We start from the raw sequence: 25,593 nt of genomic DNA, 5'->3' as shown, positions 1-25,593 counted from the left end.
CTGGCCCTTATGCGATTGTCAGCATTTCATCATCAGGGGAAACGGCATCACCGACCTTGATGAAGACTTCGCCGATCGTACCGGCCTTGGGTGCACGAACCTCTGTTTCCATCTTCATGGCCTCTAGGATGATCATCACATCGCCCTCTTCCACGGTGTCACCCGGAGAAACCAGAACCTTGAAGATGTTGCCGCCCAAAGGCGCAACCACGGGTTCACCCTCACCAGCCGCAGGAGCCGGAGCAGAGGAGGCAGCCGGTGCAGAGGCAGCACCGCCCTCACCCTGGATCTGGGTAATTTCACCACCCTCAGAAACAGCGACCACGAACTTCTTGCCGTTGACATCAACGGTGTAGGTCTCGGGTCCTTCAGCCTTCTTGGCGGGCGCCGCGTCTTCAGCGGTCGGAACCGGCTCGAACGCATCCGGATTGCCACGGTTTTCCAGGAACTTCAGGCCGATCTGCGGGAACAACGCGTACGTCAGAACATCGTCCTCAACGTTGTCAGCCAGCTTGATGCCTTTCTCGTCCGCCAGCTTCTTCAGCTCGTCGGTCAGCTTATCCATTTCTGGTTCAAGCACATCCGCTGGGCGACAGGTCATCACTTCCTTGCCATCAAGAACACGGTCCTGCAGTTCCTTGTTCATGGGCGCCGGCGCAGCACCGTATTCGCCTTTCAGGATCGCAGAGGTTTCCTTGGAGATGGACTTGTAGCGCTCGCCGGTCAGAACGTTCAGTACCGCCTGGGTACCCACGATCTGGGAGGTCGGCGTTACCAGCGGGATGAAGCCCAGGTCTTCGCGGACCTTGGGAATTTCGTCCAGGACCTGGTCGAACTTGTCGCTCGCGTTCTGTTCACGCAGCTGGTTTTCCATGTTGGTCAGCATGCCGCCCGGAACCTGGGCAATCAGGATGCGGGAATCGGTACCGCGCAGGCTGCCTTCAAACTTAGCGTACTTCTTGCGCACCTTGCGGAAGTAGCTGGCGATTTCTTCCAACAGATTCAGGTCCAGACCGGTGTCACGGTCGGTACCTTCCAGGATGGCGACAACTGCCTCGGTGGGCGAGTGGCCATAGGTCATGCTCATGGAAGAAATGGCAGTATCCACGTTGTCGATGCCGGCTTCCGCGGCCTTGATAGCGGTGGCGGTAGACATGCCGGTGGTGGCGTGGCACTGCATGTGAATCGGGATATCCAGCTCTTTCTTCAAGCGGCTGACCAGATCGTAGGCCACGTAAGGCTTGAGGATCCCCGCCATGTCTTTGATCGCGATGGAGTCCGCGCCCATGTCAGCCACTTCCTTCGCCATGTCAACCCACATATCGATGGTATGAACCGGGCTAGTGGTGTAGGCGATGGTGCCCTGGGCATGCTTGCCGGTCTTGCGAACGGCCTTGATGGCACGGTCCAGGTTACGCGGATCATTCATCGCGTCGAAAATACGGAATACATCAACGCCATTCTCGGCGGCACGCTCACAGAAACGGTCCACCACGTCATCCGCATAGTGACGGTAACCCAGCAGGTTCTGGCCACGCAGCAGCATTTGCTGTTGGGTGTTGGGCATGGCTTTTTTCAGTTCACGGATGCGCTCCCAGGGATCTTCGCCCAGGTAGCGAATGCAGGAGTCGAAGGTGGCCCCACCCCAGGATTCCAGAGACCAGAAACCGACCTTGTCGAGTTTCTCGGCAATGGGCAGCATGTCATCAAGCCGCATACGGGTGGCAAGCAGGGACTGGTGGGCGTCACGCAGGATAACGTCCGTAATTCCCAGCGGTTTCTTTGTGTCAGTCATCGTGTCAGCCTTCTGTTTAAAGGTTCTATCTATTACCGGCTCACTTCTTGTGGCGCGACCGGAATTGTGCAATCGCCTTCTTGATGGCCTCGGCGGTATCGGGGTCAACCGACGCAGGCGCCTTGGGCTTGGCACGTGGCGTTTTGGCCGGGGTTGCCGGCTCTGGCGGCGCAAACCGTGCTATGAGTTTGGACATGAGCAGTGTTGCGAATACCAGAATAATCAGGAACACGAACACAAACCCCATGCCCGCAATCATCAGATCTACGGCTTGTGACATCAGGTCATTCATATCGAATAGCTACCTGCTTTATTGGTTTGTTGATTTCCCCGGTTTGTCTGGCCGGACCAGTTGGACTAAAGTCTAAGGCCCTTCCAGAGCAATTCGGGAGGCAAAATCCTGCGTAATTTACCGTTTTAACCAGCCGTGAGCAACCTAAATGCAAATTGCTATAGGGAGTTTCCGAGTCACCTGGCCCTTAGTGACGAGTTTGCCGAATACCGACTGAAGCCCGGCCTCACGCGTACCGGACGCGGATTTTTCGCCCTTTGATACGGCCGGCTTCCAGTCGCTTCAATGCCTTGGCGGCATGATTTTTGTCAATTGCCACAAAACACTGGAAATCGAAGAGGTCGATTTTCCCCACCGCGGTTCCAGGAATTCCAGCCTCACCCGTGAGCGCACCCAGCACATCGCCCGGTCGGATCTTTTCTTTTCGACCGCCAGCGATGCATAAGGTTTTCATGGCCGGCGCAACCGGTTTCCTGGGCACCGCCATCAACGCTTCGGTATCACCCCATTCGACAGCGCGGCCACGCTCCGATTCCAGCCGATTGATCTTGTGCCCCTTGGCGGGCGTGCAGAAGGTCACGGCAAGCCCCTGTTCCCCTGCCCGGCCGGTCCGCCCGACCCGATGGGTATGCACTTCGGGATCCCGCGCCGGTTCAGCGTTAATCACCAATGGCAGGGATTTGATATCCAACCCCCTGGCCGCCACATCCGTCGCCACCAGCACCGAGCAACTCTGATTACCAAAGCGAACCAACACACTGTCTCGTTCTCGCTGCTCCAGGTCGCCGTGCAGGGCCAGGGCAGAAAACCCGTTCTGGCGCAAATCATCCGCCAGCTCATCGCACTGTTGTTTGGTGGTGCAAAACACGATGCAGGACGACGGCTCACGCTCAGACAGCAGCGCCATGACCGCCTCATGAGCAGCGCCCGGCGCGATTTCGTAGAACATTTCCCGGATATCCGGATTGCCCTGGTTTGCCTCAGCCCGCACATCCTCTGGCTCACGCTGGTAGCGGGTACTGAGCTTGCGGATGGCCTCCGGCCAGGTAGCGGAAAACATCAGGGTCTGGCGGGACTCCGGGGTCTGGCCCAGGATATCTTCCATGGCCTCTTCAAACCCCATGTCCAGCATCCGGTCCGCCTCGTCCAACACCACGGTATTTACCCGGTCCAGGGTGAGCGTGCCTTTTCTGAGATGGTCCTGAATCCGGCCCGGTGTACCTACCACTATGTGGGCGCCGTGGCTCAGGGAACCGATCTGTGGACCAATCGCCACCCCACCGCACAGGGTCAGAATCTTCACGTTATCCCGGGCTCGGGCCAGTTCCCGAAGCGCCTTGGCCACCTGGTCCGCCAGCTCTCGCGTGGGGCAAAGCACCAACCCCTGCACCGCAAACAATCGGGGCTTCAGGTGTTCTATCAGCCCAATGCCGAAGGCCGCCGTCTTACCGCTACCGGTCTGCGCCATGGCGATCACATCCCGGCGCGCCAGACAATGGGGCAAGGCTTTCGCCTGAATTTCAGTTGGCTGCTCAAACCCCAACTGCTCAAGGTTGGAGGTCATGGCAGGGGAAAGACCAAACGTTTTAAAGGAAGGCATACAAGAAAATCCTGAAATCGGCGAACACGGGTGATGGAGGCAAAATAATGAGGGCGTATACTAGCGCATCAGGATACCAGAGTTTGCCACCAATTAACGGAGTTACTAATGGCGTCCCTACAGGATCAGCTACTGAAAGCCGGCCTGGCTGACGAGAAGAAAGCCAAGGCCATCCGTACCGAAAAACGGAAAAAGCGAAAATCCCAGCCCAAGGGCACTGTTCAGGAGAACGAAGCGGAAGTTCGGGCCCGCCAGGCCCGCGAAGAAAAAGCCGAGCGGGACCGCGAGCTTAACCGGCAACGCCAGCAAGAGGCCGAGAAAAAAGCGATTCAGGCTCAGATTCGGCAGCTCGTCGAGACCAACCGTCTGGACCGCAGCCGTGGCGAGACATCTTACCAGTTCGTTCACGACAAGAAGATCAAGAAGATCTTTGTCGACGACACCATGGTCGACCAGCTTTCACGCGGGCGTCTGGCAATTGTCTTCGTGAATGAGGCGTATGAGATCGTTGCGGAAGGCGTTGCGAGGAAGATCATGGAGCGGGATGAGAGTGCCGTCGTGGTTCTTCATGATCGCAAAACCGATGATGTTGGCGAAGACGACCCCTATGCCGGCTACGAAATCCCCGATGACCTGATGTGGTGATCCGACCTCCCATTCCGATAGACAATGAGCTCATCCGGGCTCATTTTTGTATCACCTCAAAACATCAGGCAATCATCTGTAACGGTAAAGTTCTGGAATACCCGGCCGAAAAAAGAATTAATAAGAATCAAATAAAAGCCACCTTCAATTCCATGGCACGTATCAGGAAAGCTGCCCAGCTTCTGGGCGAGGAGTTGCAAAGGCAAGGCGGGCACGGCACACACGCTTTAGGGATATAACAACGATGCGTTTTCCAGATCTGTTCACTAACACAACCATCCGCACGAAGCTTGCTGGGGGGTTTGCCCTCCTGCTGGTGCTGACCATTATTGTGGGCGTGGTTGGTAACCGCGCACTCAACAGCTACAGCCAGCGATCCAACATCGTCGCCATGCTGGGCCAGGTCAATACCAGCCTCACCGAAGCCCGAGTGGAAGAGAAGAACTTCTTGCTCACCGGCTCACCCGAGGCCGTCGAAAAAACCCAGGCGCATGGCGATCTCGTTCTGGATCTGACCAACAACATCAAACCACTGTTAAGTGCCGTCGAGGATATCAGCACCCTGACCGGCATTCAGGCCGATGTGAGAACCTATCAGCGGCTGATGGGTGAGGTAGAGGAAAATATCAGCGAACGGGAAGACGCGCTCGACCGTCTCGAGACCAGCGCGAGAATCTTCGGTTCATCTTTGAAAGCGCACAGCTCACTGTTCTTTGCCTCGGCGATTTTCGAGGACATGCGTCGCTCCGAGCGGAAGTTCCTGATTGAACACGAAGAGGCCAGCGTCAACGCGTACCTTGGCGATGCAAAGCGGGTTCAGGGCCCCCTCAAATCCGCAGCGATCAGCGCCCCAGAAAAGGAAAAAATCAACGCCGCCCTGAAGACATACGTCAGTGCATTCCAGTCCGTGGTGGACCTGACTCAGTCCGGCAGTCGCCTCTCGGATGAAATGGTCAACGCCGCCACCAACGCATTCGAATCCGCGAACCAGCTCCGGGCCGGTCAAACCGGAAAAATGGAAGCCGAACACCAGAGCGCCTTCTGGCTGATCTACGGAGCCACTGGGGTGGCCGTGCTGCTAGGCATACTCATGGCGCTCCTTATTACTCGGTCTATTGTCTCGCCGGTCAACCGGGCCGTTTCTATTGCCTCCGAAGTGGCCTCCGGAAACCTGACCGTCGACATTGATGCCACCGGCACCAATGAAATCGGACGCCTGATGGCCGCCCTGGCCACCATGGTGACCAGTTTGCGGGAGCTGGTGAAAAGCATTGAAACCGGCGCTACCAACATAGCCGCTTCCGCCGAAGAACTCTCAACGGTAACCAATCAGACCAGCGAAGGCATCAATCGTCAGAAGCAGGAAACCGATCAGGTCGCCACAGCGATGAATGAGATGACCGCGACCGTTGCCGATATTGCCCGAAGCGCCGAACAGGCATTTGAAGTAGCAACCGGAGCCGCCAGCCAGGCAAGCGACGGAGAACTTGAGGTCAGGGAAACCGTCAGTCAGGTGAACAATCTGGCGCGGGAAGTCAACCAGAGCATGGAAACCATTCAGGGCCTCCAGAAAGAAACCGCCAATATCGGAACCGTTCTGGACGTCATCAAGTCGGTCGCCGAGCAGACCAACCTACTAGCGCTGAATGCCGCCATTGAAGCGGCGCGTGCCGGCGAACAGGGGCGCGGGTTTGCGGTGGTTGCCGATGAAGTTCGTTCTCTGGCACAGCGCACCCAGGCGTCCGCTCAGGAAATCGAGACCCTGGTAACCGCTCTGCAGAGCAGCGCCGGAGATTCGGTCTCAGCCATGGAATCAAGCACAGCCATGGCCACCAATACACTGGAACGAGCCACGGCAACAGGAAAGACCATTGAACGCATTACCAGCGCGGTGGACGAGATCAAGCAGTACAACAACCAGATTGCCACGGCTTCGGAACAACAAACCTCGGTGGCTGAAGAGATCAACCAGAACATCACCAGCATCCGGGATGTGACTGACCAGTCTGCCGCGTCTTCCAACCAGACAGCCAGCTCCAGCGTTGAACTGGCCAGGCTCGGCAGCGAACTCCAGACCCTGATCTCGCGTTTTCGGCTTTAATTCTCCATCCGGCTCGCCACAAGGGCGCAGGAAAAGGCTTCAGCGTTTCCTGCGCCCCTCCCGACTTCAGCAGTCAAACTCACCTTTACCACCCTGGTTTTCCTCGTCATAAAGACATTGCCCCTCGGAATACCGGAAGCGATCACTCAATAGAAGCCAACACCGCGCAAACGCTTTTTTTCAGACCCACTGCAACTTTTCCCCGCCCTGATACGCATTAATTAGGCGATAGCTCGCATAACCGTCATCTGAAATTATTTCGGGGAGATACCATGAACCACAAGATCAAGAAGTCATTATTTATCGCCACCCTTGCCTCCTCTCTGGGACTGACCTCCACAGCCCATGCCGGGCATACCAACCACGTGTTGACCACACAATTGAGCGCAAAGGAAATGGTTGGCTCCAAGGGCGACAGCAATGGTAAGGGTCATGCTCACGTCTTTGGAATCGACGGCGACGCAACCACCCTCTGCTATGTCATCCAGGTTGAGGGCATTCAGGCCGTGCCGGTCAAAGAGGGTATGGCGGCCCACATTCATGAAGCCGGCAAAGGCATGAATGGCGCCCCCGTGGCCGCCCTGGCCGGCCCGGAGGATGGCGATGCAGCTGACTGCCTTACCGAAGGAGAGAAAGGTAAATTCCCGACTGGGGAGAAGGGCATTGTGAAACGGATTCTCGAGAATCCGGCCGATTTCTACATCAACATCCATAACCCTGAATACCCGGATGGGGCCATTCGTGGTCAGTTGATGGATCCCCACGGCATGAAGATGTAAAGAAAAGCTTCAGACAATAAAAAACCCCGCTCGAGCGGGGTTTTTTATTTCGTATGGCGCGGCTGGGAGGATTCGAACCTCCGACCGCCTGGTTCGTAGCCAGGTACTCTATCCAGCTGAGCTACAGCCGCTTGAAACTGGTGCAAGTGTGAAATAAGTGGCGCGGCTGGGAGGATTCGAACCTCCGACCGCCTGGTTCGTAGCCAGGTACTCTATCCAGCTGAGCTACAGCCGCGCATTATTCACTTGCCTGGTTGAGTGCTACTTCAACCTGTTCTCACTTTCCTCATGGAAAATGGCGGAGAGGGAGGGATTCGAACCCTCGGTACGATTGCTCGTACGGTTCCTTAGCAGGGAACTGGTTTCAGCCACTCACCCACCTCTCCTTGAGAACGGGGCGTATACTACCATAATTTTTCTGTTTTCATAGGGTTGACAGGTGATTTTTCCCTGCCGATTTTCCCTATAAAGAAAAAAGCCGTTCAGGTTTCCCTTGAACGGCTTTTTATCTCTCAGCTATTGCCCGGCTCCGGCTCTTCCGAGCCTTTTTCCGACTGAATACGCTGGTAGATTTCTTCACGGTGTACCGCCACTTCTTTCGGGGCATTAACGCCAATGCGTACCTGATTCCCCTTCACTCCGAGCACGGTTACGGTGATTTCATCACCCACCATCAGAGTTTCGCCAACGCGGCGAGTCAAAATCAACATATCCCTTACTCCCTATCCAGAGCTTACCTGTTCCGACAAATGATTTTTTATTTACTATCGCTTTTATAGCGGGATCACTGACTGATCAAAAGACGCACATCCCCTTATACGGTTCCGTTCTGTCATAGGCTCAATAAATGATTCCCTTATATGGCGAGGCCCGGCAGATCGACCTGAAATCTGCGTATTCAGACCTCTTCTTCTACCGCGGGCTTGTCCAGTTCAAACTCACTATGAAGTGCGCGAACCGCCAGCTCGAGATATTTCTCATCAATCACCACGGAAATCTTGATTTCCGATGTGGAGATCATCTGAATATTAATGCCTTCATTGGACAAGGCTTCAAACATGCGGGTAGCAACACCGGCGTGGGACCGCATGCCTACGCCCACAATGCTTACCTTGGCAATCTTGCTGTCGCCGCCCACTTCACGGGCACCCAGCTCATCCGAAACCCGCTGCAGTACTTCCTTCGCCCGCTTGAAATCGTTGCGATGCACGGTGAACGTAAACGCGGTCTTGTTATCCTCGCCCACGTTCTGAACGATCATATCCACTTCAATATTAGCATCGCTTACCGGTTTCAGAATGCGCAACGCGCTTCCCGGCGTGTCGGGGACGCCGACGATGGTCAACTTTGCTTCGTCGCGGTTAAAGGCGATGCCGGAAACAACCGGTTGCTCCATGGCGTTTTCATCCTCAAGAGTAATCAGGGTTCCCTCGCCTTCCTGGAAGCTGGAAAGAACCCGTAATGGAACGTTGTATTTGCCTGCAAACTCTACCGAGCGAATCTGGAGAACCTTGGAACCCAGACTCGCCATTTCAATCATTTCTTCAAACGTAATGCGGTCAAGGCGACGAGCGCTGTCGACGACACGGGGATCGGTTGTGTAGACACCGTCAACGTCCGTGTAGATCTGGCACTCGTCAGCTTTCAGGGCGGCTGCCAGAGCAACGGCCGTGGTGTCCGAGCCGCCGCGTCCCAGCGTCGTGATGTTGCCGCACTCATCAATGCCCTGGAAACCGGCCACGACCACAACCCTGCCCGCATCCAGATCTTCGCGCATACGCTGCTCATCAATCTGTTTGATGCGCGCCTTGGTGTGAGTGCTGTCCGTCACAATCCGAACCTGGGAGCCGGTGTAGGAACGGGCATCACAGCCCCGCTTCTGCAGCGCCATGGACAACAGCGCAATGGTGACCTGCTCGCCGGTGGACACCAGAACGTCCATCTCACGCGGCGTAGGCTCGTCCATAATACTACTGGCCAGAGCAATCAGGCGGTTGGTTTCGCCACTCATGGCCGAGACCACCACCACTACATCATGACCTTCCTTTCGGAAACGGGCTACCTTTTCCGCAACCGCGTCAATTCGCTCGGTTGTGCCAACCGAGGTGCCACCAAACTTCTGAACCAACAGCGCCATTTTTTCCAGTATCCGAAACGGGGACTCACAGCGAAGCAACGCCTCGCCAGTCTTTAAAGAAAACGAGCGGGATTATAAACCCCTATCCGTTCTCACAAATAGTTGCTTAACCGATATTTTTTTCAACCCAGGCCGGGATACCCGAAAGGGCATCCGCCAGTTTGCTCGGATCGTTACCGCCACCCTGAGCCATATCCGGCCGACCGCCACCTTTGCCATCTACCTGGGCCGCGAGATGCTTCATCAGGTCGCCGGCCTTGATCTTGCCAGTCGCGGATTTGGTCACACCCGCCACCAAAGTGACCTTGCCGCCTTCGACACTGGCCAGGACAACCACGCCCTCGCCCAACTTGTTCTTGAGCTGGTCTGCGGTTTCCATGAGGGCCTTGCGGTCCGCCCCTTCAAGCTCGGAAGCTACGACTTTCAGACCTGCGACGTCCACTGCCGATCCGGCCAGATCGCTGCCGGCCGAGCTGGCCAGTTTGGCCTTCAAGGCATCCACTTCTTTTTCCAGCTGACGGTTGCGATCAAGGGTCTGCTGAACCTTTTCAACAACGGTATCCCGGGTCGCACGGACCAGACCGGCGGTGTCACGCAAGGTGCGCTCGGTACTGTCGACCCATTCCAGCGCGCCGAAACCCGTGACCGCTTCAATCCGACGGACACCGGCGGAGATACCGCTTTCCGAGGTAATGCGGAACAGGCCGATGTCACCGGTTCGGGCAACGTGGGTGCCGCCGCACAGTTCCACCGAGTAGCTATCGGTACCCATGCTCAGCACACGCACCGTATCGCCGTATTTCTCACCGAACAGTGCCATCGCACCCTTCTCCTGGGCCTTCTCCATGTCGGTGATTTCAGTTTGAACCGGCGTGTTATCAAGAATCTGCTCGTTAACCTGGCGCTCAATCTCTTTAAGCTGATCCGGGGTTACGGGCTCGAAATGCGAAAAATCGAAACGCAGTTTATCCGGATCCACCAGGGACCCTTTCTGGGTAACGTGCTCGCCCAGAATCTTACGCAATGCCGCGTGCAGCAGGTGCGTGGCGGAATGGTTCCGCTTGGTGCGCTCGCGCCGTGCGTGGTCGATCCGGGCATCCACTTCCAGTCCCGGAAACAACTCTCCTTCAATCAGCGTACCGACGTGCAGATGGTTATCACCTTCCTTGCGGGTATCGGTGACCTTGAAGCGACCGCCACTCCAGGTCAGCAGACCGGTATCGCCGACCTGGCCGCCGGACTCGGCATAGAACGGCGTACGCTCCAGAACCACAACTGCCTCATCGCCGGCTTCGGCATTTTTTTCTTCGCTGCCGACAATCACGGTACGAATGCGCTCGTGACCATCAATGTGGTCATACCCGGTGAACTCGGTCTTACCCTCGATGTTGAGACCGGCTGCGTTGTAATCGATGCCGAACTTGCTCGCCGCCCGGGCACGCTCGCGCTGAGCCTCCATGGCTTGCTCGTAGCCATCGTAGTCCAGCGTCAGTCCGCGCTCGCGGGCAATATCGTTGGTCAGATCAACCGGGAACCCATAGGTGTCATACAGCGTGAAAATGGTGTCGCCCGGAATCACGTCACCCTTCAATTCCGCGATGTCCTGCTCCAGCAGGCGCAGCCCCTTGTCCAGGGTCTTGGCGAACTGCTCTTCCTCCTGCAGCAACACCTTCTCGATCTGCTTGCGGCTGCTTACCAGTTGCGGGTAGGCCTCGCCCATCAGGTCAGCAAGAGGGCCGGCGAGCTTGTAGAAGAAGGGCTGGGTTGCACCCAGTTTGTTGCCGTGACGGGCGGCCCGGCGAATGATGCGGCGAAGGACGAAACCGCGACCTTCATTGGAAGGCATCACACCGTCGGAGATCAGGAAAGCGCAGGAACGGATATGGTCAGCCACCACGCGGAGACTGGCTTCGGTTGCAGCGACACCACCGAGCACGTCGGAGGCAGCCCGCAGCAGGTCCTGGAACAGATCGATTTCGTAGTTGCTGTGAACACCCTGCAGGACCGCCGTGATCCGCTCCAGGCCCATCCCGGTATCCACCGAGGGCTTGGGTAGCTTCAACATCTCGCCATCGGCGGTGCGGTTGTACTGCATAAACACGACGTTCCAGATCTCGATGTATCGGTCGCCGTCTTCCTCGGGACTTCCGGGAGGACCGCCAGCCACATCGGGACCGTGATCGTAGAAGATTTCTGTGCAGGGGCCACAGGGACCGGTATCACCCATCTGCCAGAAGTTGTCGGAAGCGTAACGGGCGCCCTTGTTATCGCCAATGCGCACAATGCGCTCCGCCGGCACGCCTATTTCCTTGTTCCAGATATCGTAGGCTTCATCGTCGTCGGCATAGACCGTCACCCACAGCTTTTCAGTCGGCAGGTTGAGCCATTCATCACCGGTCAGAAAGGTCCAGGCGTAATTGATGGCTTCACGCTTGAAGTAGTCGCCGAAGCTGAAATTACCGAGCATTTCAAAGAAGGTATGGTGGCGGGCGGTGTAGCCGACGTTTTCGAGGTCGTTGTGCTTACCGCCGGCACGGACGCACTTCTGGGACGTGGTGGCCCGGGTATAGTCGCGCTCTTCCCGGCCCAGGAACACATCCTTGAACTGATTCATTCCCGCATTGGTGAACAGCAGCGTGGGGTCATCCGCCGGCACCAGCGAACTGCTTGAAACAATAGCATGGCCTTGCTGTCTGAAATAATCGAGAAATGCCTGTCGCAACTCTGCGGTTTTCATAGCCCTTTGATACCTTTCCAGAAACTCGCCGTGGAACTGGCGGGTCCGCGATTGAATACGAATACTTACATGCGTGTGCAAATCCGCTACTCTAGCACACGCCGAGAACAGGAAAAACGTGAAACATCACAGGAGATTCCATGCCCCGACGCTTCCATGACGCCGAGGAACTATTACCCCCAGCCACATTCTTAAAGCGCGCGCTCGCCATTATCTATGACGCCCTGATCAGCATTGCCGTTCTGCTCGTGGCCACCTGGGTGTACACCGTGATCGGCGGCTGGATTACCGGCTGGGATCGGTTTGAGGAAATGGCTGAAGCCGGCCAGCTTTCGGGGGACCCGGGCTTGACCTTCGTGCTGTTCCTGGTGCTGTACCTGTTCTTCGCCTATTTCTGGACCCGCATCGGCCAGACGCTGGGCATGCAGGTCTGGCGGATCCGGATTGAGAATCTGGATGGCACATCCGTAAGCTGGAGCCAGGCCCTGCGCCGCTACGTGACTGCCGCGGCCGTGTTCTTCCTCGCCTTGCTGGCGGGCTACTACGTGGGTGCAGCGACGCTGTTTGTAACCCTGCCGGCCATTATCGCGCTGTTCCTGCCCATCAACGGACTGTCCATTACCGACCGGATGTCGAGCAGCGTTGTGGTCCAGGTTCCGAAGGAATCCCGCTGACTGTCAGGGCCGCTTACCCGGCCCTTCGCATCAGGACTGCGCCAACCACGGCGTTGACCGCAATCGGGACCAGTACCGCCAGCATCGGGTTAAAGCCATAGACCAGGCTCATGGGTCCGAGCAGGTCCTGCATGTACTTGAACAGCAAGCCCACCAGCAACCCGGTGAAGACCCGGAAGCCCATGGTTACCGATCGCAATGGCCCGAAGATAAATGAGATGGCAACCAGCACCATGACCGCCGTACCAAGCGGCATCAGGGTCTTCTTCCAGAACGCCAACCAATAGCGCGACGCGTTGAGGTCCTGCTCTTCCAGATAATTGGCGTAGGTATAAAGACCGGACATCGACAGGTTTTCCGGCTTCACGATCAGTACGCTGAGCACGCTCGGTGACAACCCCGTCTCCCAACGCAGGGACTGGCTTTGCACCAGTCTGGTTCCGGTGTCTTCGATGCGGGTTGTGCGTACACTTTCCAGCTGCCAGTGATCACCCTGGAAAATGGCACGTTTGGCAAAGCTTGAGGACATGAGTTCGCGCTGTTCGTTAAACCGGAACAGGGAAACCCCGTGCAGCACCCCATTGGGCTGCACCGCGTTGAGATGGATAAACACATCCCCTTCCCGGTGCCAGACCCCGCTCGCCGAGGCAACATTACTTCCCGCACCAAGAGCGACTGCCTTTTCGCTCTGGGCGAGCCTTTCGGCAGGCGGCGCGATGTACTCGCCGATCAGGACACCCAGCACAACAACCACCAGAGCCGGCTTCATGGCGGACCAGACAATCCGCTTAAGCGACACCCCGGCCGCCCGGATCACCGTCAACTCGGAGGAGCTTGCCATCGACCCCAGCCCCACCAGGCAACCCATGAATGCGCCCAGCGGCAGGTAGTCATAGATGCGACGCGGCAGCGTCAGGGCGACATACCAGAGCGCTTCGATGGTCTGATAATTGTTACGGGTGTCTTCCAGCTCCGCAATAAAACCAAAGATCAGGTCGAGGGAGAGCACCACCACCATGACCAGGAACATCGCACCGCCGACGGTGCGCATGACATAGCCGTCTATCCTACGCATGGGCGCGAGCCTCCTTGATGGCACGCCGCCGGTGCAGCCAGGGGGGACCGAACTGGAGCCAGAGACCAAAGGCGAGGAACAGTCCATGCACCCAGAGCATGCCAATCCACTCGGGCACCTTGCCGTCCGCCAGCGCATCGCGAGCGACAATCAGGAGACCCAGGTAGGTGATGTACACCAACATGGCCGGAAGCAGATGGAAAAACCGACCCTGACGGGGGTTCACCCGGCTCAGCCGAACCGCCAGAAGGGTCACAATCGGAACGATCAGAGGCAGCGAAAAGCGCCAGTGCAGCAGCGCCCGATCCTCCAGGTTGTCGGACTTCATCAGATCCAGTGTACTGATCCCCTCTTCCAGTTCCCGGGTTCCCTTTTCACCACTCTCGATTTTCAGCCCGTAGGCTTCGAACCCGGTAACGTTGTATTCAAGCCGCCCCGGTGTGCCATCAAAGCGGCCACCATCTTCGAGGATCAGGAATCGACTGCCGGTTTCCCGGTCGATCAGCTGCGAGCCCGACTCGGCGGTAAAAATGGTCACGCCCTCACCGTCCTTGCCGTATTCGGCAATGAACACGCCTCTCAACTCGCGCTTGTCGTCGCTCAGCCCTTCCGTGTAGGTCACCCGGCCTCCGGCGCTGAAGTCCTGGAAGCGCCCCGGCACCAGCATTTCAAACTCGGTAGCCTGGCGCTGCTCGTTGAAGATCTGCTCCACCTGTTTCATGCCCCAGGGCGACACATACAAGCTCATTGCCCCGACAATCGCCATCACCGGCATACTGCCCAGAAGCGTTTTCACCAGAAGCTGGCGATCACTCACCCCGCAGGCAAACAGCACAGTCATCTCACTTTCCAGGTACATCCGCCCGTAGGCCAGCAGGATCCCGATGAACAACCCCAGTGGCAGAATCAGCTCCAGAAAGCCCGGGAAACGAAATGCCATGATGGAAAACAACACATCAGCAGCAATTTCGCCTTCTGCCGCACTGCCCAGGTATTTGAGAAACCGGCCACTCATGAACACCAGCAAAAGGATGCCCGAGACGGCAACCATACTGATCATCACCTGGCGAACTAGATAACGGAAAATAATGCTCAAATGGGTCTCTCTGCCAGTGCTGGTAAAATCATGGAGGAAACAGATAACTGCGCGTATTCTATGTAACCTTTGAACCGAATGACAGAGTGGAACGTTTACGGTCAGGCCTGACAGCCCTGGCAGGCCTGCCGGTTGATTAATCCCCTGCCAACCCCAATGCTAGACTAGATCGGAAATCGCCTCCGCCGACCGCGGACAGTTCTTAAGAACATTCAACAGGAGTTGCCATGAATTTCAGCCTGAGCAGTAAAGCCATTGTCAGTACAAAAGCCGACTGCCTTGTGATCGGTCTTCCCGAAAAAGGCACCTGGCCGGAGTCCACGACTCAGGCGGACGACGCTCTGGACGGGCTGATCAAGACTCTCCAGAAGAGCGGTGATATCACCGGAAAAAATGCCACCACGCACAGCGTACCGCTCAATGACCAACCCTGGGACCGGCTGTTGGTCGTGGGAACCGGCAACAACACCGAGCGCACACCGGCGACCTACCGCAAGGCCCTGATCGCGATGGTCGGCGCCCTGAAAGACGGTCCTTCCAAAACTGCACTGGTTACCCTCTCAGACACACCGTTAACAGGCACCGACGTGGTGAGTTCCGAGGAAGCCCGCCTGAACCTGATCGGCCGGACCCTGGAGGAGCAGCTCTACACCTTTACCGATTACAAGAGCGAAAAGCCCTCTGCCCGCAAACTGAACAAGCTGCTGGTCACCGCCTCCGGTGGTGGCAAAGCGCTGAAAGACGCCTTCAACCTGGGCCTGGCGACCGGCCGCGGCATGAACTTCACCCGCGACCTGGGCAACACCCCGCCCAATATCTGTCATCCGGAATGGCTCGCCCAGCAGGCCAAAAAGCTGGCCAAGGATCACGACTGCATCAAGACCGAAGTCCTTGATGAAAAGCAGATGGAAAAGATGGGCATGAACACCATCCTGGCCGTGGGCAAAGGCAGCACCCAGCCACCGCGCCTGATCGTGATGGAATACCGCGGCGGCAACCCCAAAGACAAACCACAGGTACTGGTCGGCAAAGGCATCACCTTTGACACCGGCGGCATCAGCCTGAAGCCGGGTGCTGGCATGGATGAAATGAAATACGACATGGGCGGCTCGGCCGGTGTCTTTGGCGCCATGCAGGTCCTGGCGGAAACCAAGCCCAAGATCAACGTGGTGGCGGTCATCGCCGCAGCCGAGAACATGCCGGATGGCGGCGCCTGCCGCCCGGGCGATATCGTGACCACCCTGTCGGGCCAAACCGTGGAAATTCTCAACACCGACGCGGAAGGCCGGCTGGTCCTGTGCGACGCCCTCACCTACGTGAAGAAGTTTGATCCGGCGGCGGTGATCGACATGGCCACACTGACCGGTGCCTGCATCGTCGCACTGGGCCACCATGCCACGGGCCTGCTTGCCAACAACGACGAGCTCGCCAATGAACTCCTGGCCGCGGGCGAACGGGCGGATGACCGGGCCTGGCGCCTGCCCCTGTGGGACGATTACCAGAGCCAGCTCGACAGCAACTTTGCCGACATGCAGAACATCGGCGACCGGTCTGCCGGCACCATTACCGCCGCCTGCTTCCTGTCCCGATTTGCCAAGGAATACCGCTGGGCCCACCTCGACATCGCGGGCACAGCCTGGCACTCCGGCAAGGCTAAGGGAGCCTCCGGTCGCCCTGTCCCCCTGCTGGTTAACTACCTGATGTCCCATGCCGGCAAGTAACCCCGGCGATCACCCGGAGTCCGGCAGCCCCGCTGCCGGTGCTTCCGGGCAACAGGATCCCAACCAGCGCTACTGGTTTCACATCCTGGCCCAGAATACGCCGGCAGCCCGAAACCTCCACGCCGCCAAACTGGTGGATAAGGCCTGGCAGCAGGGCGATCGTGTCTGCATAATCTGCGACACCCTGCAGCACGCCCAGGAGCTGGATGACCTGCTGTGGAACTTCAGTCCCGACGCGTTTATACCTCACAGCGTGGTGCCGGATTCGGCCACCGCCTGCACCGACCCCGTCGGCATCCTGCTTTTCCCGCCGGACGCCGAGGACTGGGACACCGTCATCATCCTGTCCAGCACCCTGCCGGCGGACGCGGACCGGTTCAAGCGCCTGGCGCTGGTCGCCCACAACGAACCGGGCGTGTTGAACCAGGCCCGCTCCCATTTCCGGCAGCTGCGCGCCCTCGGCATCGAGGCCCGGGTCCACGACCAGAGAAAGCGCTGAGGTTCGCCGCAACACGAGCGACCATGTATAATCGGGCGTCTTAATTTCCCCTTGCGAATCAACCAACGGTCACCAGCAGAAACCCATGGAAAAAACCTACCAGCCAGAAAATATCGAGCGCCAGTGGTACGAGAACTGGGAATCCAAAGGGTACTTCCGCCCCTCCGGTGAAGGCCAGTCCTACAGCATTGCCATCCCGCCGCCCAACGTTACCGGCAGCCTGCACATGGGCCATGCGTTCCAGCACACCATTATGGACACGCTTACCCGCTACAAACGCATGCAGGGCCGCAATACCCTCTGGCAGGTAGGCACTGACCACGCCGGCATCGCCACCCAGATGGTGGTTGAACGCAAGCTCGGCGCTGAGGAAGGAAAAACCCGCCACGACCTCGGCCGTGATGAGTTCATCAAACGCATCTGGGACTGGAAAGAGCACTCCGGTGGCACCATTACCCGCCAGATGCGTCGCCTGGGCAATTCCGTAGACTGGGACCACGAACGCTTTACCATGGACGACGGGTTCTACAAGGCCGTGCAGGAAGTGTTTATCCGTCTGTACGACGAGGGTCTGGTGTATCGCGGCAAGCGCCTTGTGAACTGGGACCCGAAGCTGCACACCGCCATCTCCGATCTTGAGGTGGAGAACAAGGAAGAGAAGGGATTCTTCTGGCACCTGCGCTATCCGCTGGCTGACGGAGCCACCACGAAAGACGGCAAAGACCACGTCATTGTTGCCACCACCCGACCGGAAACCATGCTGGGCGATACCGCCGTGGCCGTGCACCCGGATGATGAGCGCTATCAGCATCTGATCGGCAAGCATGTCATGCTGCCGCTGGTGAATCGCAAGATCGCCATCGTGGCCGACCACCACGCCGACCCGGAAAAAGGCAGCGGTTGCGTCAAGATCACCCCGGCTCACGACTTCAATGACTACGCTGTAGGCAAACGCAACAACCTGCCCATGATCAACGTGATGACCCAGGACGCCAACATCCGGGACGTTGCGGAAGTGTTTAATTCCGATGGCACCGAGAACAGCGATATTGATGGCCAGATGCCGTCCGCTTACGCCGGCCTGACCCGCGAAGAGGCCCGCAAGGCCATCGTCGCCGACCTGAAAGAAGCCGGCCTGCTGGAACGGGAAGAAGACCACGTGCTGAGCGTACCCCGGGGCGACCGCTCCGGGCTGATCATCGAGCCGATGCTGACGGACCAGTGGTTCGCCGACGCCAAGACCCTGGCCAAGCCGGCGATTGAGGCGGTGGAAGACGGTCGCATCCAGTTCGTGCCCAAACAGTACGAGAACATGTACTTCTCCTGGATGCGCGACATCCAGGACTGGTGCATCTCCCGTCAGCTGTGGTGGGGTCATCGCATTCCGGCCTGGTACGACGCCGAAGGCAACATCTACGTCGGTCGCAGTGAAGAGGAAGTGCGCCAGAAGCACAGCCTGGCCGCCGATCTCGAACTGGCCCAGGACGACGACGTGCTGGACACCTGGTTCAGCTCGGCACTCTGGACTTTCGGCACTCTGGGCTGGCCGGAAATCACCGAGCGCCTGAAGAACTTCCACCCCACTGACGTGTTGGTCACCGGCTTTGACATCATCTTCTTCTGGGTCGCCCGGATGATCATGATGACCATGCACTTCATGAAGAACGAAGACGGCACGCCACAGGTCCCGTTCCACACCGTCTATGTCACCGGCCTGATCCGGGACGAACATGGCGACAAGATGTCCAAGTCCAAGGGTAACGTCATCGACCCGCTGGACATGATCGACGGCATCGGCCTGGACGACCTGCTGGAGAAGCGCACCGGCAACCTGATGCAGCCGAAGCTGGCCGAGAAGATCGGCAAGCGCACCAGGAAAGAATTCCCGGAGGGCATCGCCGCCCACGGTACCGATGCCCTGCGCTTCACCCTGGCGGCCATGGCCACCACCGGTCGGGACATCAACTGGGACATGAAGCGTCTGGAAGGCTACCGCAACTTCTGCAACAAGCTGTGGAATGCCGCCCGTTATGTGTTGATGAACACCGAAGGCGAAGACTGCGGCGTCAACGACGAACCCGTGGAACTGTCTCTGGCTGACCGCTGGATCATTAGCGAGCTGCAGAAGTGCGAGCAGGACGTCGTTCGTCATCTCGACCAATACCGTTTCGACCTCGCCGCCTACGCGTTGTATGAGTTCATCTGGAACGAATACTGCGACTGGTATCTGGAGCTGTCCAAGCCGGTGCTTAACGATGAGAATGCGAGCGCCGAGGCCAAGCGCGGCACCCGCCGCACCCTGGTTCGGGTACTGGAAGCGGTCCTCCGGGTAGCTCACCCGATCATGCCGTTCATTACCGAGGAAATCTGGCAGCGCATTGCCCCGCTGGCAGGAAAGTCTGGCGACAGCATCATGCTGCAGCCCTACCCGCAGCCTGACAGCAGCAAACAGGATCCGGCCGTGGCTGCCGACATCGAGTGGCTCAAGGGCGTGATCGTCGCCGTGCGCAACATCCGCGGCGAGATGAACATCTCCCCGGCCAAGAAAATTCCGGTACTGCTGCGCGGCAAAGATGCGGAAGACAAGCGCCGCATGGACGACAACCGTCAGTTCCTGTCCTCCCTGGCCAAGCTGGAAAGCCTGGACTGGTTTGATGGCGACAAAGCGCCCATGTCAGCCACCCAGTTGGTTGGCGAAATGGAAGTGCTGGTGCCCATGGCCGGTCTGATCGACAAGGAAGCGGAGCTGAAGCGACTGGACAAGGAGCTTGAGCGCCTGCAAAAAGAGATTGGCCGCCTGGAAGGCAAACTCGGGAATGAGAAATTCACTGCCAAGGCCCCCGCCGAGGTGGTGGAGAAGGAACAGGAAAAGCTCCGGGAAGCCCAGGGCAGCCTGACCCGTCTCAGCGAGCAGCGAGCCGACATCGAGGCCATGTAACGGCATGATTGCCATTCTTGGAGCAGGCGCACTGGGGCGGCTTTGGGCCGCCTCGCTGCCTGCCCGCGACACCGCCTTTGTTCCCAGACCGGGCACCTCGCCAGCCGGGCCTGTGGCGTACAGCCTTAAAGGTCTCGACGGTGCGGAACACCCGGTCTCCATACCCTGGCTCACCGCCTCAGATACGCCTGACCTGTTACTGGTCATGACCAAAGCCGGGGATACGCTGGCAGCCCTTCAGGGCATAGCGGGCGCCCTGCCCCCGACGACCCCCATTGTGCTGTTTCAGAATGGCCTTGGCAGCCAACAGGCAGTCGCAGAACGCTGGCCGGATCACCCCGTACTGGCCGCCAGTACGACCGAGGGCGCCAACCGGCCGTCACCAGACCAGGTGGTGCACGCCGGTGCTGGCGAAACCTGGGTCGGCGCCTTGACGGACGCCGGCCGGCCTCACATTGCCGCGGTGACAGAACGACTGGGCGGCAGCGGTTTGAGAATCCATCCGGAAAACGACATCCTCGGCCGGCTCTGGCAAAAACTGGTGATTAATGCCGGCATCAATCCATTTACCGCGATTCTCGACTGCCCGAACGGCGACATCGTGGCGGCTGACTTTTTCCGGACCCACATCGACGACCTGTGCCGGGAAATCGCTCAATTGATGGCCGCAAGCGGTCAGCCAGCCAGTAAACCGGCGGATCTCAGAGCCCGCATAGAAGCCGTGGCCCACGCAACCGCCGGCAACACCTCCTCCATGCGCAGTGATATGCTGCAGGGGCGCCCCACCGAAATCGATTACATCAACGGTTATCTGTCGCGTCTTGGTCAGTCCCTCGGAATCGCCACGCCGGTGAACCAAATGCTGACGGAACAGGTACAACAGCTGTCACCCAATTAACAGGAGCACGCCGATGGGCAATCGCCTTTCCAAAATCTACACCCGCACCGGGGACGACGGCTCAACCGGTCTGGCCGATGGCAACCGCATCGCCAAAAATGCCCAGCGCGTGGAAGCCATGGGCACGGCCGATGAATTGAACTGCCACATTGGCCTGTTGATCGAAACCCTCGATAGCGACGACGCCCTGGTAGAGGGCCTGCGACGCATCCAGCACCATCTCTTCGATCTGGGCGGTGAATTCGCCATTCCCGGCAGCAAAGTGATTGGCGAGGATCATATCGAGTGGCTAGAGCAAACCCTTGATCAGCATAACGATGGGCTCCCACCACTGAAGAACTTCATCCTGCCCGGCGGTACGCCTGCCGCGGCCCAGTGCCACCTGGCCCGGGCCGTCTGCCGGCGGGCCGAACGCATCGTCGTGGCCCTGGGGCATGAGGACTCGATCAACATGGCGTCCCGCCATTACCTGAACCGGCTTTCAGACCTGCTGTTCGTGTTTGCCCGGGTACTGGCCCGGCGCGATGGCGGTGAAGAAATTCTGTGGGAGCAAACAAAATCCGGCCTGTGAGCCTAAGGCACCTGCGATGGAGGTGGTCGGCCTGTGCTTACTCGAGAAAGACCACTTCCACCAGGATCACGTCCTGATAGTCGCCTGCGAGTTTCCCCTTAACCTCGTTTATCCGGGCAGTGAGTTTGTGAGGCCGTGACCGGAACGCGGGGGTCATGTCAGCCCGGCGAATCGTGGACCGGGAAGTCAGATCCAGAAGTGCCTGATCCAACCAGGCAGAATAGGAGATCCGGCCGTCAGGCCCGGACTCGCTCCGATGCACCAGATAGCCATTATTCTCTGAACTGACAGTCAACCCGTAATCGACATTGGACCGGACAAACAGGAAAGCAAACCGTTCCTTGCCTTCTTTGAGCCTCCCGAAGTTCAAACTACCTCCTGCTCGTGATGAAAAACCACCACTGGATGATCCCGTAAGTGAAATATTCGCCTCGGGACGCACCTCCAGGAAGAGGTCGGCCTCAACCTGTGCCACGGCCTCTCCGTTGCTGAACGCGGTTATCGACAGGTTATCCAGATACACACCGGGTGGCACAAAACTGCCCGGATCCAAGAACGCCTGGAGGATAAGGGACGATCCGAGGCGTCTGCTCAGGACCTCCTTACCGCTCACGCGGCTTGCCCCCCGAGTCTCAAGGTTGCGGCCCGACTGATCCTTCAGCCGGTACTGAATTTTGCCGTTGGCGCCGGCCAGAGTGCCGTCATTGGCGCTTTCAAAGGAAAACGTCAGTTGCTCACAACTCGTCTGTCTCGTAGAAACCATCAAATCAAGCACATTCACCCCGGGGTGAAAGGAGCTATAAGGTCTTCGGTTATCCTGACGAATTTCCTGAAATTCAAAGCTGCAGGCAGCCTGGGCGATCGATGTCATCAGCATCGCACTCAAAACAACAGAGCAAGCGGTCAGCATCTTCATAGTTGAGTCCTTACGATTATCTTCCCTAGATCCACGTAGCCAACTGCCCCTTCTGGAACAGAAAAACTCCCCGTCAGATTGCCGTCAAACGTAATCCGGTACTCACCCGGTTCCAGTTTCTGGACGACAAACCTGCCCTTGCGATTGGTGAAGGTTTGTCGCTGCGGAAAATCACGACCATCCGCTGGCTCAATTACCCCGGACCTCAATGCAATATCCTGCGGGTCTTGCGGCACTGCAATCCCGATGGCAATCACACTGGCCGCCGATCCGGCAGTATAGACTGTGCCCGACTTATAACTCGGCGTCAGTTTCTGCCACATATCCCCCATGTCGTAGCCCATGGGCATGCTCGCGGCTTCCCAATAAACCTGCTGTTCCCGGTAGCTCACCAGATCGGGTACCACAGCCGGCCCGAAATCATTGGCAATGGCACTGGGACCGAACGCCGTTTCATTAACCAGAATATCCGATTCTGACAGGGATTCGTGTCGATCGACCATTACGAAGGAATCGAATATGGGCCGTGATAACGCCAGGTATCCGTCCGAGAAAACCAGGGCTCCGCCCAGTTCCAGCTGCGACCGCTCTTCCGTCTCGCCCTCGAAAAAACCTTCCTGCGTGTAGTCATGGTCGACCCGGGCAACGAACCGGTTTCCCGTATAGTCGAGATTGCCAGAGACCTGATGCTCTTCCATATCCCGCTCATTTCGCTCGATGCCCAGCGACCCTGCGAAATCGTGGACAGCATTGACGGGATAATCGCTATATTGAATGCCCGAGGTCTCTTGCTGCCGGTTATACGTTGCACGAACCTGTCGCCCATACCCGAGTGGAACGGACACATTGACCAGAACGTTTGTATCGTTTTCCTCCGCTTCCACGTAATCCACATAGAGATTCACATTGAACCAGTTAAACCGCTGTGAAAGAGACAGGCTGATCCCTCGCTCATCATCCTCAGGCTGAAAACCTTCAGCCTGTCTGTAGGCAGCGCTGAAAAACAGGCCACTGTACAGGGAGCTTGAAACACGCGCCTGATGCTGAGTTCGAAACACTACGCTCGGAATGTCCTGCCCCAGTGAGAGATAGTTCTGCTCGTTGAAAATGGACGCAATCTGGGCAGTTATTGGGGAAGCAAGATAGCTTGAAGGGAATTCGTAGCGCCATCTGACCGCTCCGGCCATAGCACTCCCGAATGGCTCGGACTCACTCCGACTAACGGTGGAAGAGAAGGTGCCGACCGGCGTTCCAAGCACCCCTTCCAGACCATAAACCTCAAGGTCTTCTTCACCCTGGAATTGGCCCCCAAGCGTTAAATTGGAGGTAAGGCCGTGCCGGTAAAATCCGGACAGGGCCGGTCGGTTATAATCATAATCAATGGTATTGTTCTCCGGCGGTTTCCTTCGGTAACCCGCGTTGAAGGAGAATTCGCTGACCCCCTCTTTCAAAAGGTTGCTGTCCAAAAACAGGGAAAATGCGAGCCGCTCGACCCTCCCGAATTCATCGGTCACGACCAGCTCAATGTCGTTCAACCCCTCGGCGAATGGAAAGTCGCGAAGGTTGTAGCGACCGGGAGTCAGTCTTCGGCTGGTCTGAAGAATTCCATTCACATAGACATCAACACGGGACGTCCGCTGAATCTCAAAGGTCTGCTGACCGGTTGCCGTCACCGTATTAAAGGGCTGAAGTACACCGTAGCGACGTTCGATGGAGGCGCCAAGAAGTTCCGGAGCGCCCTGGAATTCCGTGCTTTGATAAAAAACATCGCCCAGCGTGTAGCGAATTGCACGCTGCTGATCGTCGATAACGAGCCTGGAGCTTTCCCGGGCCCATTCCTGACTTTGTTCTTCCTGGTAAAGCGCCTCCCACTCCATCGTGACCGGCCCAAGAAAACCGAGATTGATGGCACCATCGAGCACGCCTCGCAAGGGTTCCCGCCCCTCCTGGAAACGACTCTGATGCACGTACCCCTGAACCACGTTGTAATTAACGAATGTCGAGAAGTCCGACCCCGGGGATGCAGGGCTGTACTGGTACTGCCTGGAGGAAAAAACCTCTTTGAGCGGTCTCTGATCCTGGGTCGGGGCTATGACTATTTGCAGGGTCGCCGGCTCAAAGCGAATATCGAGGCCGCGGTCCCTGATGATGGCAACTGGAAGCTGTCCGTTCTCTTCCTGGGCGAGAATATCCTCAGTCAGCTCTTCGCTCAGAAAATCCCCTGACAACTTTGAAAATGAGTTCGATTGAATCTGGACCAGCTGCATGTCTTCGATTCCAACGGTTAAAATCCCGGCTTCCTCGTTGTCGATGTAAACCGGCAAATCCATGGTGAAGGTGGAACCTTCCGCCACCACCAGAACCGGTAACATGATCAGTAGTAACGCCGCCCAACGCATCAAATCTTGTCGCCCGGAGGGATGTCGGCAGAAGCCCTGCGAATGTCGGTGAATGTGCCCTCACCCAGCAACTCAGGAATCGCGAGAACACGTCGCTCGCCCGCGAGAAGAGCATCAGAGTTGAGTGCCGCCGCAATCACTCTGCCCGACAAAAGGCGCCACTGACCGGTAATTTCATCCTGCAACTCCAATTGAAGACTTGAATAGAGAATCGAGGCGTTACTGGAATTGGACAGCTGAAGATATCGGCCCTCTTGTTGCAGGGAAAACGACAGATCGGCCGCGGAACTGGGAGCCAGATGGATAGGGACCAGGAAGGTTGGCGCAATACGAAGTTGGCCAGAGTGGCCTGATTCAGCTCCGGCAATCGGCAGCGTTTCAATAACAAGGTAGAACGATTGGCCATAGCAGCCCGGTGTCATCGGGTCTGGCTGGACCCAGACCTCCTGACCACTCCCGGACTTTATCAGCGTCTGGGGGATTGAGAGTTCAATACACGCCCCTTCATCCGGAACCAGTTGAACCTCATCAGTCTGGAACTTCCGCGCCAGCACGTATAGCTCAACGGCCGTATCGGCCAATTTATCGCCGACAATCCGCAGACTTTGCGCTTCCTCGTTGGCGGTTTTGAAAATCAGGCGCGTCGGTGCAACACCGATGGCCAAGGCGCTGCTTACCACCAGACAACCAAGTGCGAAGACAATACTTCTCAATTTGCCC

Annotated in this window: 20 protein-coding genes and 3 tRNA genes; 9 read left to right on the top strand and 14 right to left on the bottom strand. The window is 57.7% G+C overall.

The window, feature by feature from the left end:
- Nucleotides 1-7 precede the first annotated feature (7 nt).
- The 3 genes from oadA to dbpA form a co-directional block, all read right to left on the bottom strand.
- Nucleotides 8-1,795: a sodium-extruding oxaloacetate decarboxylase subunit alpha gene (oadA, locus tag KZO34_RS18440; protein ID WP_219478443.1), complete on the bottom strand. Its 1,788-nt coding sequence runs from the start codon at nucleotides 1,793-1,795 to the stop codon at nucleotides 8-10.
- Between the two features lie 40 nt (nucleotides 1,796-1,835).
- Complete coding sequence (locus KZO34_RS18435; RefSeq protein WP_219478441.1) at nucleotides 1,836-2,087, bottom strand: OadG family protein; 252 nt, start codon at nucleotides 2,085-2,087, stop codon at nucleotides 1,836-1,838.
- 226 nt (nucleotides 2,088-2,313) lie between these two features.
- Nucleotides 2,314-3,687, bottom strand: a complete 1,374-nt coding sequence (gene dbpA, locus KZO34_RS18430) for an ATP-dependent RNA helicase DbpA (RefSeq protein WP_219478439.1) — start codon at nucleotides 3,685-3,687, stop codon at nucleotides 2,314-2,316.
- Between the two features lie 108 nt (nucleotides 3,688-3,795).
- Between dbpA and KZO34_RS18425 the strand changes: the two genes are divergently transcribed.
- From KZO34_RS18425 to KZO34_RS18415, 3 genes are all read left to right on the top strand, one after another.
- Nucleotides 3,796-4,332: a DUF2058 domain-containing protein gene (locus KZO34_RS18425; protein WP_219478437.1), complete on the top strand. Its 537-nt coding sequence runs from the start codon at nucleotides 3,796-3,798 to the stop codon at nucleotides 4,330-4,332.
- A gap of 244 nt (nucleotides 4,333-4,576) precedes the next feature.
- Nucleotides 4,577-6,433, top strand: coding sequence for a HAMP domain-containing methyl-accepting chemotaxis protein (locus KZO34_RS18420; RefSeq protein ID WP_219478435.1), 1,857 nt, complete (start codon nucleotides 4,577-4,579; stop codon nucleotides 6,431-6,433).
- A 272-nt stretch (nucleotides 6,434-6,705) separates the two neighbouring features.
- Nucleotides 6,706-7,212 (top strand): CHRD domain-containing protein, encoded by a 507-nt coding sequence (locus KZO34_RS18415; RefSeq protein ID WP_219478433.1) that lies wholly within the window; start codon nucleotides 6,706-6,708, stop codon nucleotides 7,210-7,212.
- A gap of 54 nt (nucleotides 7,213-7,266) precedes the next feature.
- On the opposite strand, the gene KZO34_RS18410 is transcribed toward KZO34_RS18415, so the two are convergent.
- The 6 genes from KZO34_RS18410 to alaS all read right to left on the bottom strand — a co-directional run bounded on the left by KZO34_RS18410 (nucleotide 7,267) and on the right by alaS (nucleotide 12,086).
- A tRNA-Arg gene (locus tag KZO34_RS18410) sits at nucleotides 7,267-7,343 on the bottom strand.
- Nucleotides 7,344-7,370: 27 nt separating this feature from the next.
- Nucleotides 7,371-7,447, bottom strand: a tRNA-Arg gene (locus KZO34_RS18405).
- 61 nt (nucleotides 7,448-7,508) lie between these two features.
- Nucleotides 7,509-7,598: transfer RNA gene (locus tag KZO34_RS18400), tRNA-Ser, on the bottom strand.
- Nucleotides 7,599-7,724: 126 nt separating this feature from the next.
- Nucleotides 7,725-7,922 carry a carbon storage regulator CsrA gene (csrA, locus tag KZO34_RS18395; protein WP_007155535.1) on the bottom strand — a complete coding sequence of 66 codons (198 nt, stop codon included), beginning with the start codon at nucleotides 7,920-7,922 and terminating at the stop codon, nucleotides 7,725-7,727.
- A gap of 188 nt (nucleotides 7,923-8,110) precedes the next feature.
- Entirely contained in the window at nucleotides 8,111-9,349 is a 1,239-nt protein-coding gene (locus KZO34_RS18390) for an aspartate kinase (protein ID WP_219478432.1), read from the bottom strand.
- Between the two features lie 106 nt (nucleotides 9,350-9,455).
- Nucleotides 9,456-12,086, bottom strand: coding sequence for an alanine--tRNA ligase (alaS, locus tag KZO34_RS18385; protein ID WP_219478431.1), 2,631 nt, complete (start codon nucleotides 12,084-12,086; stop codon nucleotides 9,456-9,458).
- 140 nt (nucleotides 12,087-12,226) lie between these two features.
- Here alaS and KZO34_RS18380 point away from each other — a divergent pair, with 140 nt between their 5' ends.
- On the top strand, nucleotides 12,227-12,760 hold the full coding sequence (locus KZO34_RS18380; RefSeq protein WP_219478430.1) for an RDD family protein: 534 nt from the start codon (nucleotides 12,227-12,229) through the stop codon (nucleotides 12,758-12,760).
- A gap of 13 nt (nucleotides 12,761-12,773) precedes the next feature.
- Here KZO34_RS18380 and lptG read toward each other — a convergent pair whose 3' ends face one another.
- Both lptG and lptF read right to left on the bottom strand, forming a co-directional pair.
- A complete protein-coding gene (gene lptG, locus KZO34_RS18375) occupies nucleotides 12,774-13,835 on the bottom strand; it encodes an LPS export ABC transporter permease LptG (RefSeq protein WP_219478429.1) in 1,062 nt (353 codons plus the stop codon).
- A complete protein-coding gene (gene lptF, locus KZO34_RS18370; RefSeq protein ID WP_219478428.1) occupies nucleotides 13,828-14,931 on the bottom strand; it encodes an LPS export ABC transporter permease LptF in 1,104 nt (367 codons plus the stop codon). Before lptF ends, lptG begins: the two co-directional genes overlap by 8 nt.
- A 227-nt stretch (nucleotides 14,932-15,158) precedes the next feature.
- Between lptF and KZO34_RS18365 the strand changes: the two genes are divergently transcribed.
- From KZO34_RS18365 to KZO34_RS18345, 5 genes are all read left to right on the top strand, one after another.
- Nucleotides 15,159-16,652, top strand: coding sequence for a leucyl aminopeptidase (locus tag KZO34_RS18365; RefSeq protein ID WP_219478426.1), 1,494 nt, complete (start codon nucleotides 15,159-15,161; stop codon nucleotides 16,650-16,652).
- Complete coding sequence (locus KZO34_RS18360; RefSeq protein ID WP_219478424.1) at nucleotides 16,639-17,151, top strand: DNA polymerase III subunit chi; 513 nt, start codon at nucleotides 16,639-16,641, stop codon at nucleotides 17,149-17,151. The genes KZO34_RS18365 and KZO34_RS18360 overlap by 14 nt, the downstream gene beginning before the upstream one ends.
- Nucleotides 17,152-17,236: 85 nt before the next feature.
- Nucleotides 17,237-20,089 (top strand): valine--tRNA ligase, encoded by a 2,853-nt coding sequence (locus KZO34_RS18355; protein ID WP_219478422.1) that lies wholly within the window; start codon nucleotides 17,237-17,239, stop codon nucleotides 20,087-20,089.
- Nucleotides 20,090-20,093: 4 nt separating this feature from the next.
- The gene (locus KZO34_RS18350) at nucleotides 20,094-20,987 is read left to right on the top strand and encodes a ketopantoate reductase family protein (RefSeq protein WP_219478421.1); all 894 of its coding nucleotides are present in this window, start codon (nucleotides 20,094-20,096) and stop codon (nucleotides 20,985-20,987) included.
- A 13-nt stretch (nucleotides 20,988-21,000) separates the two neighbouring features.
- Complete coding sequence (locus tag KZO34_RS18345; RefSeq protein ID WP_219478420.1) at nucleotides 21,001-21,558, top strand: cob(I)yrinic acid a,c-diamide adenosyltransferase; 558 nt, start codon at nucleotides 21,001-21,003, stop codon at nucleotides 21,556-21,558.
- A gap of 37 nt (nucleotides 21,559-21,595) precedes the next feature.
- On the opposite strand, the gene KZO34_RS18340 is transcribed toward KZO34_RS18345, so the two are convergent.
- From KZO34_RS18340 to KZO34_RS18330, 3 genes are read right to left on the bottom strand one after another with little or no spacing between them, the layout of a single operon-like run.
- Nucleotides 21,596-22,474: a hypothetical protein gene (locus KZO34_RS18340; RefSeq protein ID WP_219478419.1), complete on the bottom strand. Its 879-nt coding sequence runs from the start codon at nucleotides 22,472-22,474 to the stop codon at nucleotides 21,596-21,598.
- Nucleotides 22,471-24,873, bottom strand: coding sequence for a fimbria/pilus outer membrane usher protein (locus KZO34_RS18335; RefSeq protein ID WP_219478418.1), 2,403 nt, complete (start codon nucleotides 24,871-24,873; stop codon nucleotides 22,471-22,473). Before KZO34_RS18335 ends, KZO34_RS18340 begins: the two co-directional genes overlap by 4 nt.
- Nucleotides 24,873-25,586: a fimbrial biogenesis chaperone gene (locus tag KZO34_RS18330; RefSeq protein ID WP_219478417.1), complete on the bottom strand. Its 714-nt coding sequence runs from the start codon at nucleotides 25,584-25,586 to the stop codon at nucleotides 24,873-24,875. Before KZO34_RS18330 ends, KZO34_RS18335 begins: the two co-directional genes overlap by 1 nt.
- Nucleotides 25,587-25,593: the final 7 nt, after the last annotated feature.

Origin of the sequence: Marinobacter sp. F4206, from assembly GCF_019392195.1 — a bacterium.
Lineage (GTDB): Bacteria > Pseudomonadota > Gammaproteobacteria > Pseudomonadales > Oleiphilaceae > Marinobacter.
Note: the sequence above shows the minus strand (reverse complement) of the source record. Positions and strands in the feature narration are given on the sequence as shown.

Excerpts from the sequence above, each read along its gene's own strand:
- oadA (WP_219478443.1), bottom strand. The coding sequence starts at position 1,795 with ATGACTGACACAAAGAAACCGCTGGGAATTACGGACGTTATCCTGCGT.
- KZO34_RS18435 (WP_219478441.1), bottom strand. The coding sequence starts at position 2,087 with ATGAATGACCTGATGTCACAAGCCGTAGATCTGATGATTGCGGGCATG.
- dbpA (WP_219478439.1), bottom strand. The coding sequence starts at position 3,687 with ATGCCTTCCTTTAAAACGTTTGGTCTTTCCCCTGCCATGACCTCCAAC.
- KZO34_RS18425 (WP_219478437.1), top strand. The coding sequence starts at position 3,796 with ATGGCGTCCCTACAGGATCAGCTACTGAAAGCCGGCCTGGCTGACGAG.
- KZO34_RS18420 (WP_219478435.1), top strand. The coding sequence starts at position 4,577 with ATGCGTTTTCCAGATCTGTTCACTAACACAACCATCCGCACGAAGCTT.
- KZO34_RS18415 (WP_219478433.1), top strand. The coding sequence starts at position 6,706 with ATGAACCACAAGATCAAGAAGTCATTATTTATCGCCACCCTTGCCTCC.
- csrA (WP_007155535.1), bottom strand. The coding sequence starts at position 7,922 with ATGTTGATTTTGACTCGCCGCGTTGGCGAAACTCTGATGGTGGGTGAT.
- KZO34_RS18390 (WP_219478432.1), bottom strand. The coding sequence starts at position 9,349 with ATGGCGCTGTTGGTTCAGAAGTTTGGTGGCACCTCGGTTGGCACAACC.
- alaS (WP_219478431.1), bottom strand. The coding sequence starts at position 12,086 with ATGAAAACCGCAGAGTTGCGACAGGCATTTCTCGATTATTTCAGACAG.
- KZO34_RS18380 (WP_219478430.1), top strand. The coding sequence starts at position 12,227 with ATGCCCCGACGCTTCCATGACGCCGAGGAACTATTACCCCCAGCCACA.
- lptG (WP_219478429.1), bottom strand. The coding sequence starts at position 13,835 with ATGCGTAGGATAGACGGCTATGTCATGCGCACCGTCGGCGGTGCGATG.
- KZO34_RS18365 (WP_219478426.1), top strand. The coding sequence starts at position 15,159 with ATGAATTTCAGCCTGAGCAGTAAAGCCATTGTCAGTACAAAAGCCGAC.
- KZO34_RS18360 (WP_219478424.1), top strand. The coding sequence starts at position 16,639 with ATGCCGGCAAGTAACCCCGGCGATCACCCGGAGTCCGGCAGCCCCGCT.
- KZO34_RS18355 (WP_219478422.1), top strand. The coding sequence starts at position 17,237 with ATGGAAAAAACCTACCAGCCAGAAAATATCGAGCGCCAGTGGTACGAG.
- KZO34_RS18350 (WP_219478421.1), top strand. The coding sequence starts at position 20,094 with ATGATTGCCATTCTTGGAGCAGGCGCACTGGGGCGGCTTTGGGCCGCC.
- KZO34_RS18345 (WP_219478420.1), top strand. The coding sequence starts at position 21,001 with ATGGGCAATCGCCTTTCCAAAATCTACACCCGCACCGGGGACGACGGC.
- KZO34_RS18340 (WP_219478419.1), bottom strand. The coding sequence starts at position 22,474 with ATGAAGATGCTGACCGCTTGCTCTGTTGTTTTGAGTGCGATGCTGATG.
- KZO34_RS18335 (WP_219478418.1), bottom strand. The coding sequence starts at position 24,873 with ATGCGTTGGGCGGCGTTACTACTGATCATGTTACCGGTTCTGGTGGTG.